The organism is Cryptosporangium japonicum (assembly GCF_039524755.1).
Lineage (GTDB): Bacteria > Actinomycetota > Actinomycetes > Mycobacteriales > Cryptosporangiaceae > Cryptosporangium > Cryptosporangium japonicum.
The window spans coordinates 181,485-195,724 of the sequence record NZ_BAAAGX010000012.1 but is presented as its reverse complement, the minus strand read 5'-3'; the positions used below and the strand labels follow the sequence as shown (position 1 = coordinate 195,724).

Genomic DNA, 14,240 nt, shown 5'->3' with positions numbered 1-14,240 from the left:
TCGCACTTAAGATAAGGGATGGGCCGGTTCCAATGCCGAATGAAACCGACATGCTGATCGAGTACTGGAAAGAGCATCGTGCGCAGGCGAGGCAGAGTGAGAATCAGCGCGCGACGATCTCCAATCTCGTTCTAGTAATCGCCACTGCTTTGCTTGTGATAATTGCGCAAAAGGGTTTGATGAAGACTGGGTTCTTCCTTACTGTGCCGCTGTTGATCCTGGGTTCTTTCGGAATGCTGGTTTCTGCAAAGTATTATGAGCGGGCGGAGTACCACATTGCGCGCGCCAGGGTGGTGATGGATGCCTTCGTATCGCCAGGTAATGCGGCGATTATGCAGGCTGCTGACCGAATGCACAAAAGTAACTACAGAATCCTGCGGCACGTTCGAGTCTACGCCCTATGGATCATCCTCCACGGATTGATTGCCGTAACCGGATTGATTCTTACAGTCATACTGATGATTGGTGAGTAGTGCGCTAATCTACACGATCCGTCTCGTTCGTACTCGTAGGTATCAATAGATCCGCAGTTGTTGGATGAGAGCGGTTGAGTGCGATTCCCGTAAGCTCAGCATATCGTCGAGGAGTTAGGTAATCCGCACCTCTAATATTTCCAGCCGTTAGTATCTCGCTGGGATTGGATGACCTAATCGTACCTGTGGGCTCTGTCGATGCTTTGGCGCGCTCGTAGTCGAGCTCGCTGTGAGCGCTCCTGGCCCGCGTAGCCGCATTCACGGTCTCCAAGCTGGTGGAGCCTACGAAATCCTGACTGAGCGAGCTCGACGCGAAGACTCGATCAAGTCGAAATTCGTAGACATCGGCGCTCCGCTCTGAGAGTGCGACCAGTGATCCTTTATCGCGGATCTCTACTATTCCCCTATAACCGAACCCGGCGGCCACCAGTAGGCGGGTTGCTTCGGTCGGGTGCCAGTCGAGGGCGTCGCCGATGGCATGGGTGTCGGCGACGGTGAGGCTGCAATGAAGCACCCCGCCGAGTTCATCGACTCGGGCTAGAGCTTCGGCTTCTGTGAGTTCTCCGTCTAGGCCGGGGCCGGCCACCCAGACCTGGGCGGGGACGTCGAGGTTTTGGGCTGCGGCTAGTACCAAAGCATCGGCCATGGGAGAGCGGAGACCCGGTTCGTCGCCTCGGGCGATGATGTCACCTCCGACGTCGACGACTATCACGTCGTCTGGCTGGAAGCAGGCGACGGCGGCACGGATCTGTTCGCGCATGCCGACTGCGCCGCCGGCCGGGTCGAGCAGAAACAGGCGGGCGTCGAGCGTCGTCGTGAGGCGGGGGAGCGGGGACCTGGCCGGCGGGCGCGCTTTGGTAGTGGCGAGTATCTCCGCGATACCGGGCACGTCCTGGCCGAGACCGTCGAAGTCGTCGACGCTGCGGGGACCCGGGACGGGATCGAGGATGAGGCGTTCCCAGGCGTAGGTGAGGATGACCGGGCGCGTGGTCGGATCGTCGTGGAGTAGAGCGGCGGCGATGGCGTCGCCTCCGCCTCCGGCTGCGACGTAGAGGCGCATGGTCACAACCTCGACCGTACGGGCTAGCAGCAGCGAGCTGCTGCTGCTTAGGCCGTAGCTACGAAGGCTTGCTAGGGTGGCCAGTGGCCTAGTCCACCTGCGAGGAAACAATGCCTGAGCTGCGGCACGTCGAACCTAAGTACCTCCAGATCGCGAATCACATCCGCGACCAGATCACCAACGGGACGCTTCGTCCTGGCGATGAGGTGCCCTCCGAGCGGCAGATCGCCGCTGACTGGAGCGTTGCGCGACCGACAGCAGCTCGGGCTCTCGAAGCACTTCGGAATCAGGGCCTCGTGGAGTCGCGCCAAGGGGCCGGCACCTTCGTCAAGGATCAGCCGACCGCCCGCCGCGCCCGAGAGCGCTACGTGCGCTCGCGCCAGATCGGCCGGATCTACGCTCCCGGCGAGTACGCCGTCATCGTGTCTGCCGAACTGGTCGATGCGCCCGAGCGTGTTGTCGAAGCGCTACGCCTCGCGCCGGGTGAACAGGCGATACGTCGCCAGCGAGTGACGCACTCCGATACCGGTCCGGTGGAGTCCTCGGTCTCGTGGCTGTCTGGTGAGCTGGCCGAGATGGCACCGCTGCTGCTGGTCAAAGACCGAATCAAGATCGGCACGATCGCCTACGTCGAGAACGCGACTGGACGCACGGCGGAGTACGCCTCGGATCGCGTTGCCGCGCGCCTGTCCACTGACGAGGAAGCCGCGGAGCTCGGGCTCGGCGACGGTCCGCACGCGGTTCTGAACTACCGCCACACCGTCTACGACACCCAGGGCAACCCGATCGAGTTCGCCGAGTCCGTGTATCCGCCGGACCGATGGACGTTCGAGCAGGACTACTCGGTCCGCTAGTCCCGAACTAGTCCCTTCAAGGGGTGACCGTCCAAACGCCTTGCGTTAGTGGCATAGGCCAGTAACATAAAGGCCACTGGCATATGCCACCTACGCGAGACGGGACGCGACGTGATCAAGGGACGCATGCGAATCGAGATGGGCACGGCCTTCGCTGACGGGCTGTTCGCGATGGCTGTCGAGCCGGAAGTGGACTTCGACAAGCGCCAGTCGGGCGCCAACGACACCCAGAAGCGGGACAAGGACACCGGCGAGCGCATGTGGGTCGTGCGCTGCGTCGATGGCGACGAGGACGCACAGAAGCGCGGCCAGGCCGAGCTGAAGGTCACCATCGTGGCTCCGGTTCAGCCGGTGCTCCCGGACGCACTGCCGGGGACACCGTTCCGGCCGGTGGAGTTCGAGAACCTGACGGTCTTTCCCTACGTCGACGGCGCCCGGTGCAAGGGGAGTGGCCACCCGCAGTGTCGTGGGCGGGTCGCTTATTCGTTCCGCGCCACCGGCATGCGGTCGCCGGCCAGGGGCGCGCACTCCGCGACCACCAAGGCCGCGTGATCCCAGTTGACCGGGAGCGCGGTGTCGGAGCCACTTCTCCTTCGACTCTGGGCCGCGCTCCCTCCCCATCGTTGGGAGCACTTCGTGAGTGAGTACGCATTGGTGCGGCCCCGCGTTCGGGACTGTGCCACCTGTCACGAACCGCACCCGGTCGGCGCGTTGGTTCGGGGCGAGTGCCCGCGGTGCGCTGGCCTCGTGGCGCTGCCTCTGCGGGACGAGAAGGGCCGGTTCCTTCCCGCGTCGGCATGGTCGGGTGAGGCGGCATGACCGAGCCCGAGCACCTTTACCGGTCGGAGCTGATCACCCAGGGTCCGGAGTGGCTCGCGCTGCGGGCTGGCATGAAAGCGGCGGTCTCGGCATACGTGACCCGACTGCGTCCGATTCCCGCTGTCTTCGATCCGGCTCGTCGTGATCCGGCTGAACTGCGGTCGCGGTATCTGCTCAGGCTCGCCACCGAGCGTGCAGCTGCGGAGCATCTCGACCAACTCGCTGTCAGCGCCGGTCAGTGGGCCATTCACTACGGCGCTACGCCCGAGCAACTCGCCGCCGTCGGCGACACGACGCCTGACCAAGCGGCCGAACGTTACGAGATCCCGGAGGACTACCGGGGTCAGAAGTTCCTTCCTCAACGGCCCGAGTGGGCTACCGAATCCGACGCTGCCTGTCCGGGAGGCGATCAGTAGTGAAGGTCAACGGATATCGAGCCGACGATCTGGCTCGGGTAGGTCTCATCACCCGCGAGCGCTGGGTGATGCCGCTATGGATGTCCATACTCGGCGTCTGCTTCCGTGCTCTCTTCCGCGCTCTCGTCTGGCTCATCCGGCGCGGTGCGATCACCGGCCCGGTGCTGGTGCTGCTCATCGCCTACGGCAAATGGGACTGGCCAGGGCCGGCGGCGCTACTGACCGGTGCGGTGCTCTTCGCCATCGCCTGGTGGCTGGCGCATCCCGCCTCGTTCCGGCGGGTCATAGGTGCGCGGTTACTCGGTCAGTGGCGGCTGATGGTCCGGTACCGGCGGTTGTGGCGTCCGGCAATGATCGGCGGCCAGCTCGCCGTCGTCCACGACGAAAAGCAGTACCTCCCGGTGATCCGGCGCGTGCGCTCGACCCGGTGGGCCGACGAGCTGCGGGTCCGGCTGCTCTACGGCCAGACCCCGGAACGGTTCGCGCTGGTCGCGGAGAACCTGCGGCACGTCTTCGGCGCGTACCGGTGCACCGCGCATGAGCTGAAACCAGGCGTCGTGACGCTGCGTTTCTACCACCGCGATCCGCTCGAACAGCCGCTCGGACCGCTGCCGATCCAGGATCTCCCGGACCTGCGGCGGGTCGAGCTGGGCCGCACCGAGGACGCCGTCCCGTTCCTTCTCGCGCTGCTCGGGACGCACGTGCTGGTGGCCGGCGCCTCCGGGGCGGGCAAGGGATCGGTGCTCTGGTCCCTGATCCGCGCTCTCGCTCCGCTGGTGGCGCATGGCTCGGTGGAGCTGTGGGTCATCGACCCCAAGGGCGGCATGGAGATGACCTTCGGCCGTCCCCTCTTCGCTCGATACGAAGACACCGACGCCGAAGCGATGGCGGAACTTCTCGAGGAAGCCGCCGACCGCATGCAGGCGCGGACCCAGCGGCTCAAGGGCGTCACCCGGCAGCACACGCCGACGCCGGGTGATCCGCTGATCGTCGTCCTGGTCGACGAGCTCGCGGCGCTCACGGCGTACCTCTCGGACCGAAAGCTCCGCGATCGGATCAAGGCCGCACTTTCGCTCCTGCTGTCGCAGGGTCGAGCGCCGGGCTTCCTCGTCGTCGCCGCATTGCAGGACCCGCGTAAGGACGTGGTGCCGTTCCGGGACCTCTTCCCGACCCGGATCGCACTGCGGCTCACCGAGGCCGAGCAGGTCGACATGGTCCTCGGTGACGGTGCCCGCGATCGTGGCGCGCTCTGCGATCGCATCCCGCGTGCCCTTCCGGGCGTCGCGTACGTCCGGCTTGATGACGACCCTGACCCGGTCCGCGTGCGGTTCGGCTATCCGGACGACGACGCGATCGCCGAGACCTGCCAGCTCTACGCCCCGCACTTCGGACCCCGCCCGATCCTCAACGACGAGCAGGAAGCGGCCTAACTCCTCATGTCCACGTTCTGGAGCGGCGCACCGGGTGGTTACGACCCGGCAGATGGCTACCGGCCCTTCGGACGGGTTCTCCCCGACCCGTCCGAAGCGCTCCAACCCTTCCTCCAGACCGGCTGGCTCACGCAGCGATCCTCGGCGCGGCGCTGGCTGGTCTACGGCCCGCAACGCCAGACCGGTCCGTCGGCTGGCTCCGCTGTCCTCGTCGGCGAACTGGTCTGGCTCACCGACCACGAATGGGGTGTCCAACCCGTCGGCGAAGCACTCGCCTGGGGTCGCTCCTTCACCACCGCCGTCGCTGCCCTTGATGCCCTCGTTGCCTGGTGGAACCACGGCGGCCCGGACAGCGAGCCGACGACGTGACGTCATCGCGGGGCTTGAAGCCACCCGGCCCGGCTCGAACGGGCTGGCTCCCTCTCCAACTGCGGACCGACGGGGCTAACGCCGGCCTAGCGCGGGCGAATCGACCCTACGGCCGCTCCACCTCAACCACCGATCGCATTTCACCACCGCGCTTCTCTGCCGGGAGAGGACCACCACATGAACGCTGCCCCAGACCCCGAACCAACCGCGCTCCAGCGGGCCGACGACCGCCGGCTCTCCCGTGTGCAGCGGGCGAAGATGCCCCGCGCCGTCGATGTCCTGACCGAGGTCGCCGCGAACAACGGCGTGTGCACGAACCTTGTACCGATGCGGCGCACGGACACCGTGACCGGCCAGACCTCGATCATCGGTGTTCCGTGCGGCTCCACCCTCGCCTCCAAGTGCCCCGCCTGCGCGCTCCGGGCCAAGCGACTGCGGATGCAGCAGTGCCGCGAAGGCTGGCACCTCGACCACGAACCCGACCTCACCCCGGACGAAGCCACCGACGACCAGGTCGACCTTGTCGAATGGCGGTCCGCGCTCGAAGACGCCCGCGCCGACGCCGACGAGGCCGGCGACCTGTCCGAGCGAGACGAGCTGGACACCGCGATCGCGGACGTGTCCGAGCAGATGCTCAACGCCGGAATCCGCGGCTCACTCCCACACCCCGCCGACCCGGCCAAGCCTCGCCGGGTGCGGTCGACGAAGCGTCGTCAGGACGCCCCGAACCTGCCCTTCCGCAAAGTGGAAGACACCACCATCGGCCGGACGTTCACCGGCAACGACGGCACCGTCTTCCGCCCGTCGACGTTCCTCACGCTCACCTGCGACACGTACGGGCGGGTCAAGGCGGATGGCACCCCGGTCAATCCAGCCACCTACGACTACCGACGCGCTGCCCGCGACGCGATCCACTTCCCGAGGCTCGTCGATCGGTTCTGGCAGAACCTGCGGCGGGTCGTCGGGTACGACGTCCAGTACTTCGCTGCCGTCGAACCGCAGAAGCGGCTGGCTCCGCACCTGCACGCCGCCGTGCGCGGAACCTTCCCGCGTGCGCTGCTCAAGCAGGTGATCGCCGCGACCTATCACCAGGTCTGGTGGCCAGCACTCGACGCAATGCGCTTCGACCCGAACACCTCGGACGCGTTTCCGGTTTGGGACACCGAGGCCGGCTACGTCGACCCCGCGACAGGCGAAGTCCTTCCGACCTTCGACGACGCACTCGACGACCAGGACGAGAACGCCGAACCGCTGCACGTCGTCCGCTTCGGCCCCGTCGCCGATATCCAAGGCGTCACCGCTGGAACCAAGTCCGCGAACACGTGCGTCGGCTACCTCACCAAGTACCTGACGAAGTCCGTCGCCGAGTGCCACGCCCCCGAGACCGACGCCCAAAAAGCACACGTCGACCGGCTCGCCGCTGCCCTTCGGTACGAACCCTGCTCGGAACGGTGTGCGAACTGGCTGCTCTACGGCATCCAGCCGCGCAACGCGAAGGCCGGTCTCGTGCCCGGTCGGTGTTCCGGCAAAGCCCACCGACGCGAAACCCTCGGCTTCGTCGGCCGCCGCGTCCTCGTCTCCCGGAAGTGGTCCGGCAAGACCCTCACCGACCACCGCGCCGACCGCAAAGCCCACGTGCTCCGCGTCCTCGGCGCTGTCGGCAAGCAGGTCGAGAACGCCGACGCCTACGTCTGGGAACGCGCCAAGCCCACCGACGAAGACTGCCCACCCGTCGCGTCCCTGCTGATGCGAACGCTCACCGACCGACTCCGCTGGAGACAGGAGTACGCCGCTGCCCAAGACGCCCTCGCCGATCTTTCGGCAACCGAACCCACCGACCGCGCCGCCTGAAGGGAGACGCCATGACGCTTAAGGCCACTGTTTCAGCCATCACGGATGCACCGTCGCTGTCCGACCGGCTCTGGTCCGTCCAGGACGTCTCCGCCTATCTCGGCGTACCGGTCGAGACGCTCTACCGCTGGCGCAAGAACCGAACAGGCCCACCGGCGGCAAGGGTTGGCCGGCATCTCCGTTACGACCCGGTGGACGTCCGAGCCTGGGTGAGAGCGCGGGTCGCCTGATGGCCCACATCGAAGATCGCTGGTTCGCTCCGAAGCTCGACCAGGAAGGACGGCCGGTCCTCAACGGTCGCGGTAAGCCGTTGCTCGCCCGCAGTCCTAGACACGGCACGGGCTTGCGGTATCGCGTCCGCTACATCGGTCCCGACGGTCGGGAGCGGAGCAAGTCATTCCCTGACCGGGAGAAGCGGGCGGCCGATGCGTTCTTGGCGACGGTCGAGGCCGACAAGTACCGAGGCACCTTCATCGACCCGACGGCCGGACAGGTTCCGTTCAGCGAGTTCGCGGAGACATGGCTCCGGTCGCGCACGTACGACAAGTCGACGATGGAGAGTCTCGAGCTACGGGTGCGGAAGCACATCCTGCCGTTCTTCGGCGCGCGTCCGCTGTCGTCGATCAAGCCCAGCGCGGTCGCAGAATGGGATGCCGAGCTGTCGAGCGTCCTCGCCCAGGACACGCGCTCGGTGGCCTTCGCCTATCTACGGATGATCTTCTCGGCGGCCGTCGACGACGAACGGATCGCGAAGAATCCGTGCTCGGCGAAGTCGGTCAAGCAACCGCGGCCGGCGCAACGTCAGGTGATCCCGTGGACGTACGACGAGGTTTCGGCAATCCGCGCGGGCCTGCTTCCGCGTTACCGGCCGCTCGTCGACCTCGGCGCGGGTTGCGGTCTCCGGCAGGGAGAGATATTCGGGCTGAGCCCCGATGACTTCGACCTCGATGGCGGCTGGCTCTACGTCCGGCGGCAGGTCAAACGGGTCTACTCGCGGCTCGTGTTCGGGCTCCCGAAGAACGATAAGGAACGGCGGGTGCCGCTTCCCGCCTCTATCGGTGCGGTGATCCGGGCGTACCCCGTCGCGCCGATCCCGGTGTCGCTGCCGTGGGAAGACCCGGACTCCGAAGACCTGGTGACCGTGCGACTCATGTTCACCACGCCTCGGCGGAATGCGATCAACCGGTCTGACTTCAACAGCAAGAGCTGGCACAAGGCGCTCGAATCGGTGGGCATCCCGCGCACTCGTGCGACCGGCATGCACGCGTTGCGCCACTTCTACGCCTCGACGCTGCTCGACGCGGGGGAGAACATCCGGGCGCTTGCCGCGTACCTCGGTCATGCCGACCCAGGGTTCACGCTCCGTGTCTACACGCACCTCATGAAGGCGAGCGAGGCACGCACGCGGAGCGCAATCGATGCGCTGTTTTCCACCCCGCTTGTCGTTGCTGGCTAACCCAAGTGCCCGTTGCGCCTGCGTTTACCAGCGGGGGCCAAACGGTGGTCATCCCCGCTTTCGGCGCCGAAGGCACAACACGCCGGCTGGACACGCAATACACAGCGTGTCACTATCGAGGTGCGCATTCCCAGGCCAACCGGCCGTCCCCCCGCGCAACAGTAGGGATAATTATGCCCAAGTACGCGTATGCCCTCAAAGAGCACGAAGTGACTCACGAGCGGCTGAAGATCGATGATCTCGCGGTTGACAAAAACGCCCAGCGCACGCTGAACCGTCGCCGGGCCGCTGCGATCGCAGCCGAATGGGTTCCCGAGGCCGCAGGAACGATTGTGGTTTCGCGGCGTGACGGGATCAACTACATCGTTGATGGTCAGACTCGAACTGAGGGTGGCCGGCTCGCCGGCGCCACTGAGATCGATGCGGAAGTGCATCACAATCTGAGTGAAGCCGATGAAGCAACCCTCTTCCTCTTCAAGAACCGCGAGTCGACCCGTCCGAGTGCGCACGACGAGTACCGGATCGGCCTGACCGCCAATCTGCCGCTCTTCGTGGACACCGAGGCCATGTTGGTTAAGCACGGTCTGCAGGTCGGCAGCACCTCCACCAACACGGTGGGTGCGGTCGCGGGAATCCTCCGCATCACCGAGAAGTACGGACCGGAAGTTCTCGATCGGACGCTGAGCGTTGCGGAGGAGGCCTGGGGTCGAAACGAGAAGACTTGGGACGGCATGCTGTTGTCCGGCATCGGTCAGTTCCTCGGTCGCCACGGTGACGACGTGAATGACCTGGAACTGGCCCGGAAGATCAGCACGCGAGGCAACGCCTACAGGTGGCACGGCGACGTCATCTCTCTCGCCTCCGCCGGCGGCACGCAGCAGACCGGAACTGGTGGTCGCACCTCTGTCTGCTATGGGCTCGTTGTTCAGGCGTGGAACAAGGGCCGCCGCGCGAACAACAAGATTCCTGTCACGTCATAGTCGACGGCCTTAGCGGTAGCCGCAGGACGCCCGAGTTCCACGGTGCTCGGGCGTCCTGTGTTTGTTGATTACCCTCAGGTGGCTCATACGGCCCAGCGACGGCCCACGGCCCGCATCGCATGCGTTGTAGCTGTTCAGAAGCAGCTATAAGCGAGAACCCGGCGTACAGGCCGACTCGTCCGCCGCCCCAGCGGGGTAGCTCCCTGAGCTGCGCTGACACCGGGGCGGCTCCGGTTGTCGTCGGTCAGAGTCGGCCGTAGGACGATCACGCTCTGGAGGCGGAGTGATCCGAGCCGCCCCACGCTGGTCCAGCGGGGCGAGGATCCGACTAAGCCGTGTCGTGCCGCAGCCGGGCACGGATTCGCAGGACACGGCTTAGAGCCCGTGCTCGCGTTCGAGCTGTTCGACGGCGTCTTTGGCGGCGCCGAAATCAACTCCGGTGATGTCGCGGTAGTCCCGGACCGCCAGGAGTTTCTTCCCGTCCCGGAGGTGGTCGAGAACGTCGGTGAGGTCGGGGTGGGCGGGAGGCTCGATGTTCAGGCGCTCGTTGAGCTGTGCTACCTGCCGCTCGAGCGAGCGGACCTGCCGCCCGATCCGCCGCTGTTCGCCGGTGCGATCGAGGTAGGCGATGAGCAGAATGCGGGCCACCCACCCGAGGGCCACGATGAGGGTGACCCACACCCAGACCGCGTCTGTCATGTCGTCCTCGCGTCGGCTCGGAAATTCAGCGTCCTGCTGCTGATATCCAAGCAGGGGCGTTCGCGAGGTGTCGGCTCGAACTGCCGTGTGGCGTAGGCCCGTATCGGGAGACCTGTCGAAGTTCGTAGCCGGGCGGTCTCGCTGCTCGTGCTCTTCCTCGCGGTCGCGTTTGTCGCGGATGGTGTGGTCGTGCGCCTCGTGCCTGACCGGTGCAGCGTCAGCCGAACAGCGAAACGCCGACGCGGATGGCCTCGCTCTGCCGTCGACGCTCTGTCGCCTCGCCGCACTTCTCGGCTGCCTGAGCCGGCCACTTGCCCGGTCGGGGCCGCCTCCGCTTAGCTGACGGAATGCAGGGAGGTCGCTAATGGACGCTGGAGTGGCCGCCTTCGGGGGCGCAGTACTGGCGTTCGCAGGCACGATCGCAGGTCAGATGTTGACCCAACGCGGCGCCACGCGTGCCCGGGAGACGGAGTTCCGAGAGCAAGAGGCGAGCCGTCAAGCACAAGCGGCGGCCGAGCGGGACGCTTCGAACTTCGAACTGCGTCGAGCGTGCTACGTCGAATTCACCACCGCGACGCGTCAGTACATCAGCTCGATGAACCACAGCATTCGAATGCTACGAGACCAAGGCTACGACACCCCAGAATTCTCCCTCGACGAGGCCAAGCGGATCTACACTGACCGTTTCTCGGAGCTCCAACTGACGGCACCCAGCAATCTCCACCACATGTCCGAGCAGCTGAATCGCTCCCTCGCCCGGCAGTACTACGAGGTGAAGAAGCTGGCCGCCGATGAATCCCCCGCAGCCGGGGTCCGTGCCGCTCTGAAGGCCAAAGATCGGCTCTGGGTGGAGTACGAGGACCTCTTACTGGAACTCCGTCGCGACCTTGGCGTGGAGTGAGTGGCGAGCGCAGCTGGACGCCCTGAGCGTCGCTGGCGTGCAACCCCTGGTGGACGCCGTGTGGGGGCCAAACCCCGGCCTAGAGGCCGACTCGCCCGCCGCCCCGGCCGGTCAGAATTGGTCGGGGCGGTCGGCTGTCCAGTAGTACTCGCCGTTGGGGTCGATGTCGGAGAGATCTGTCCGGCGTGCGCCGCGGACCGTGATCTTGTCGTCTTCCACCGTGATCACGGTGCCGGCTCGAGCCTTGCTGAGGATTTCCTCGTTGATGTGCACCAACCGCAGGCGCAAGCCGCCCGCGTCGGGACCTACGTCGGTCCAGGCGGCGCACGATTGCACGTAGTTGGCCACGGCATCGGCCGGGGCCACGATGACCGCCGGGGGCTCCAGCGGCCGGCCGTCGAGTGGGCCATGTCCGCGAGAGAGTTCGGCGTACAGGCCGACTTGCCCGGCTCGTTATTTACCAGCACCAACTGGTGAAGTCGGCGACCAAGCCGCCTTCGCTGGTCATTCTCAGCAGGCTGATCGACATCACCAAGCCCGGCAACCCCAACGCCCCGCCGATCAAACCGGCAAGGGCCAGTGACGAGCCTCGGCGCCGCTGTCGTTCGCAGCGCCGGAAAGCGAGCGGGCTCACCACCACCGCCGCCACCGAGCAGGACGCCAGGACCAGTCCAGGGGTCAGCCCGGGCTGCACGAACGCGAAACCGATGCCGTACATGTCCAGGTACGGCACCCCGCCGAGGAAACCGAGCAGACCGAGGACAAAAGCCACCACCGCGAGACGCTCGCGTTTCGCCGGCGGCGGAGCATCCACGGCCTCGGTCATCGGACACCTCCTCGCCGGACAGCTCGGCGCCGACCAGGAGAGGATGAGGACGTCTAGCGACCCCGTTGGGCGAGACGCCCGGAAACCGACGCCCGGCGGCGTTCCGCGTAGGCATACGTCGCCACACCCAGCGCCACTCCCCACGGCAGCCACAGCAACCCCGGCGCGGCCGTCGACGACACCGACCCGTCCGCCACCGCGAACCGGATGATCACCAAGCCGGCGATGGTCACCGCCGTCGAGACCACCGAGGCCGGCACCACCGCCAGCCACACCGGTACCGGCCGTCCGCCCAGCCACGGCACCCACCGGGGAAAGACCTCGCCCCAGCGCATGACCAGACCCAACGTCAGCAACACGCCTACCAGGTCCGGGATCACCAGCCCCCAGGCCGCGATCGCCGGGAGACCCTTGGCGGTGACATCGGCCGCCAGATCGTCCACGAACTGCTGTGACACGCCCAGCGGGATGCCCAGATTCCACGCCGCGCGTTGGATCGCGTAGGGGAGGGGCGCGAGCACCGCGACGAGCGTCGCCCAGCGGCCGATCGTCAGCCACCGTGCGGCGTCGCCGGTCGCCGGCCGCAGCAGAACCAGCGCGGAGCGGGCGAGCAGACCCGCGCCCAGCACGCAGAGGACCTGGTTGAGCACCGGCCAGTCGACCAGGCCGAAATAGCCGCCGAAGCTGTACGCGAGGTTCTGCAGCAGCCGGACGTCCGGCACGACGGCCAGCAGCGCCGCCGCGCACACCAGAAGGACGACGCCGGGTGCGCGGCCGGGGCGACGCAACGCCCACACCGCGGCGGCCGCGGCGACCACGGCTCCGCAACCCAACGCCAGGCCGGTCGGAACCGGGTGCGCGGAGGCGAGCAGGCTGCCCATCTCCCGGCCCCGCGAATCGCCGGCGCCGAACGGGAAACCCGGGGCGCCGAGCATCCAGGCAAACGACATCAGGCTATAAAGCACGCACCAGACGGCGGTGAGAACGAGGATCCACATGCTCTCGACGGTGCGACTTCCCGGCCGCCCGGCCTATCTCCCGATCGGCAGACGCGAACTGTCGGTGGGCCGCTCTATCGTGAACGGATGACCAGGTCGAGGGCGCTCACCAGCGCATTAGCGGCGCTCGCCGTGCTGGCGCTGGCGCTCGTCGTCTCGCCGGAGTTCCGCCCAGCGCGTGACACACCGACGGTCCTCGGCGTCGTCGTGCTCGCGGTGCTCGTCGGGGCGTGGCCGCACAGCCGCCGGTGGATCGGCCCGGCCACCGCGGCAATCGTGATCGCCACCGCGGTGGGCATCGCGAACTGGCTGCCGAACCCCACGATCGGTGGAGGCATCTGGTCGCTGGAACTCACCGCGGTGCTGATGGTGCTGCTCGCGCTGCTCTGCCGCTGGAGCCCTCCGGCCTGGGTGGTGGCGGTCGCGCCGGTGGGGGTGGTCACCGAGTCCACGTTGATCCTGCAAACCACCGGCGCCCCGGTGATGACCGGCTGGGAAGCCGTCGGCGCGTGCGTGTTCTGGTCGTTGGCGGGCCTCGTCGGCACGGGTTCAGGCTTTTACCTGCGTCATTTGGACGCTCGGCGAGCGGCCGCCGTCACCAACGCCCGGCGTGTCCAGCGGGTGCGGCTGGCCGCCGATCTGCACGACGGTGTCGCGCACGACGTGAGTGCGATGGTGCTCCAGGCGCAGGCCGCGAAGGTGCTGCTCGGGGCGCGGGCGGCGGACGTGGCGAGCGTTCTCGACCGGATCGAGGCCGACGGCACCCGGGCGCTCGCCTCGATGCAACGCTCCATCCACGTCTTACGGGAGGGCGAGTCCGATCGGCCGATTCCGCAGCCCGAACACCCGGTCGTGCAGCGGGTGCTCGCCGAGGCGCTGCGCAACGCCGAGAAGCACGGCGACGGCACGGGCGTGACGCTCGTGATCACGAACCCGCTGCCGACCATCCGAAGACCGCGCGGGCCGGGGCTCCGGTACGGGCTGGCCGGGCTCGCCGACGAGGTCGAGGCCGCCGGCGGCACGTTCAGCGCGGGCCCCGACGGCGACCGCTGGACCGTGCGGCTGGAGCTGCCGTCGTGATGGGGTTGTCGACCTCCGGCGACCGTCG

Annotated in this window: 17 protein-coding genes; 12 read left to right on the top strand and 5 right to left on the bottom strand. The window is 66.9% G+C overall.

What is annotated here, in order from left to right; translation table 11 throughout:
* Positions 1–50 precede the first annotated feature (50 nt).
* The gene (locus ABD437_RS16440) at positions 51–473 is read left to right on the top strand and encodes a hypothetical protein (RefSeq protein WP_344649716.1); all 423 of its coding nucleotides are present in this window, start codon (positions 51–53) and stop codon (positions 471–473) included.
* 4 nt (positions 474–477) lie between these two features.
* Here ABD437_RS16440 and ABD437_RS16435 read toward each other — a convergent pair whose 3' ends face one another.
* Positions 478–1,533, bottom strand: coding sequence for a DUF1152 domain-containing protein (locus tag ABD437_RS16435; RefSeq protein ID WP_344649715.1), 1,056 nt, complete (start codon positions 1,531–1,533; stop codon positions 478–480).
* Between the two features lie 110 nt (positions 1,534–1,643).
* Here ABD437_RS16435 and ABD437_RS16430 point away from each other — a divergent pair, with 110 nt between their 5' ends.
* The 9 genes from ABD437_RS16430 (at position 1,644) to ABD437_RS16390 (ending at position 9,708) form a co-directional block, all read left to right on the top strand.
* Positions 1,644–2,387, top strand: coding sequence for a GntR family transcriptional regulator (locus ABD437_RS16430; protein WP_344649714.1), 744 nt, complete (start codon positions 1,644–1,646; stop codon positions 2,385–2,387).
* A 111-nt stretch (positions 2,388–2,498) separates the two neighbouring features.
* Positions 2,499–2,939 (top strand): plasmid replication, integration and excision activator, encoded by a 441-nt coding sequence (locus ABD437_RS16425; protein ID WP_344649713.1) that lies wholly within the window; start codon positions 2,499–2,501, stop codon positions 2,937–2,939.
* Positions 2,940–3,202: 263 nt separating this feature from the next.
* Entirely contained in the window at positions 3,203–3,622 is a 420-nt protein-coding gene (locus ABD437_RS16420; RefSeq protein WP_344649712.1) for a hypothetical protein, read from the top strand.
* A complete protein-coding gene (locus ABD437_RS16415) occupies positions 3,622–5,052 on the top strand; it encodes an FtsK/SpoIIIE domain-containing protein (protein ID WP_344649711.1) in 1,431 nt (476 codons plus the stop codon). Before ABD437_RS16420 ends, ABD437_RS16415 begins: the two co-directional genes overlap by 1 nt.
* 6 nt (positions 5,053–5,058) lie before the next feature.
* Positions 5,059–5,421 (top strand): hypothetical protein, encoded by a 363-nt coding sequence (locus tag ABD437_RS16410; RefSeq protein WP_344649710.1) that lies wholly within the window; start codon positions 5,059–5,061, stop codon positions 5,419–5,421.
* A 177-nt stretch (positions 5,422–5,598) separates the two neighbouring features.
* On the top strand, positions 5,599–7,272 hold the full coding sequence (locus tag ABD437_RS16405) for a replication initiator (protein WP_344649709.1): 1,674 nt from the start codon (positions 5,599–5,601) through the stop codon (positions 7,270–7,272).
* An 11-nt stretch (positions 7,273–7,283) separates the two neighbouring features.
* The gene (locus ABD437_RS16400; RefSeq protein ID WP_344649708.1) at positions 7,284–7,502 is read left to right on the top strand and encodes a helix-turn-helix transcriptional regulator; all 219 of its coding nucleotides are present in this window, start codon (positions 7,284–7,286) and stop codon (positions 7,500–7,502) included.
* Positions 7,502–8,728 (top strand): tyrosine-type recombinase/integrase, encoded by a 1,227-nt coding sequence (locus ABD437_RS16395; protein ID WP_344649707.1) that lies wholly within the window; start codon positions 7,502–7,504, stop codon positions 8,726–8,728. The genes ABD437_RS16400 and ABD437_RS16395 overlap by 1 nt, the downstream gene beginning before the upstream one ends.
* Positions 8,729–8,901: 173 nt before the next feature.
* Positions 8,902–9,708 carry a DUF6551 family protein gene (locus ABD437_RS16390; RefSeq protein WP_344649706.1) on the top strand — a complete coding sequence of 269 codons (807 nt, stop codon included), beginning with the start codon at positions 8,902–8,904 and terminating at the stop codon, positions 9,706–9,708.
* 375 nt (positions 9,709–10,083) lie between these two features.
* Here the strand turns inward: ABD437_RS16390 and ABD437_RS16385 are convergent, their stop codons facing one another.
* Positions 10,084–10,407 carry a hypothetical protein gene (locus ABD437_RS16385; protein ID WP_344649705.1) on the bottom strand — a complete coding sequence of 108 codons (324 nt, stop codon included), beginning with the start codon at positions 10,405–10,407 and terminating at the stop codon, positions 10,084–10,086.
* A 364-nt stretch (positions 10,408–10,771) separates the two neighbouring features.
* Here ABD437_RS16385 and ABD437_RS16380 point away from each other — a divergent pair, with 364 nt between their 5' ends.
* Positions 10,772–11,308 (top strand): hypothetical protein, encoded by a 537-nt coding sequence (locus ABD437_RS16380; protein WP_344649704.1) that lies wholly within the window; start codon positions 10,772–10,774, stop codon positions 11,306–11,308.
* Positions 11,309–11,419: 111 nt separating this feature from the next.
* Here ABD437_RS16380 and ABD437_RS16375 read toward each other — a convergent pair whose 3' ends face one another.
* From ABD437_RS16375 to ABD437_RS16365, 3 genes are all read right to left on the bottom strand, one after another.
* Positions 11,420–11,674, bottom strand: coding sequence for a hypothetical protein (locus ABD437_RS16375; protein ID WP_344649703.1), 255 nt, complete (start codon positions 11,672–11,674; stop codon positions 11,420–11,422).
* A gap of 91 nt (positions 11,675–11,765) precedes the next feature.
* Positions 11,766–12,134 (bottom strand): hypothetical protein, encoded by a 369-nt coding sequence (locus ABD437_RS16370; RefSeq protein ID WP_344649702.1) that lies wholly within the window; start codon positions 12,132–12,134, stop codon positions 11,766–11,768.
* A gap of 53 nt (positions 12,135–12,187) precedes the next feature.
* The gene (locus ABD437_RS16365) at positions 12,188–13,132 is read right to left on the bottom strand and encodes a hypothetical protein (protein WP_344649701.1); all 945 of its coding nucleotides are present in this window, start codon (positions 13,130–13,132) and stop codon (positions 12,188–12,190) included.
* 87 nt (positions 13,133–13,219) lie between these two features.
* On the opposite strand from ABD437_RS16365, the gene ABD437_RS16360 reads away from it, so the two are divergent.
* A complete protein-coding gene (locus ABD437_RS16360) occupies positions 13,220–14,212 on the top strand; it encodes a sensor histidine kinase (protein WP_344649700.1) in 993 nt (330 codons plus the stop codon).
* Positions 14,213–14,240: the final 28 nt, after the last annotated feature.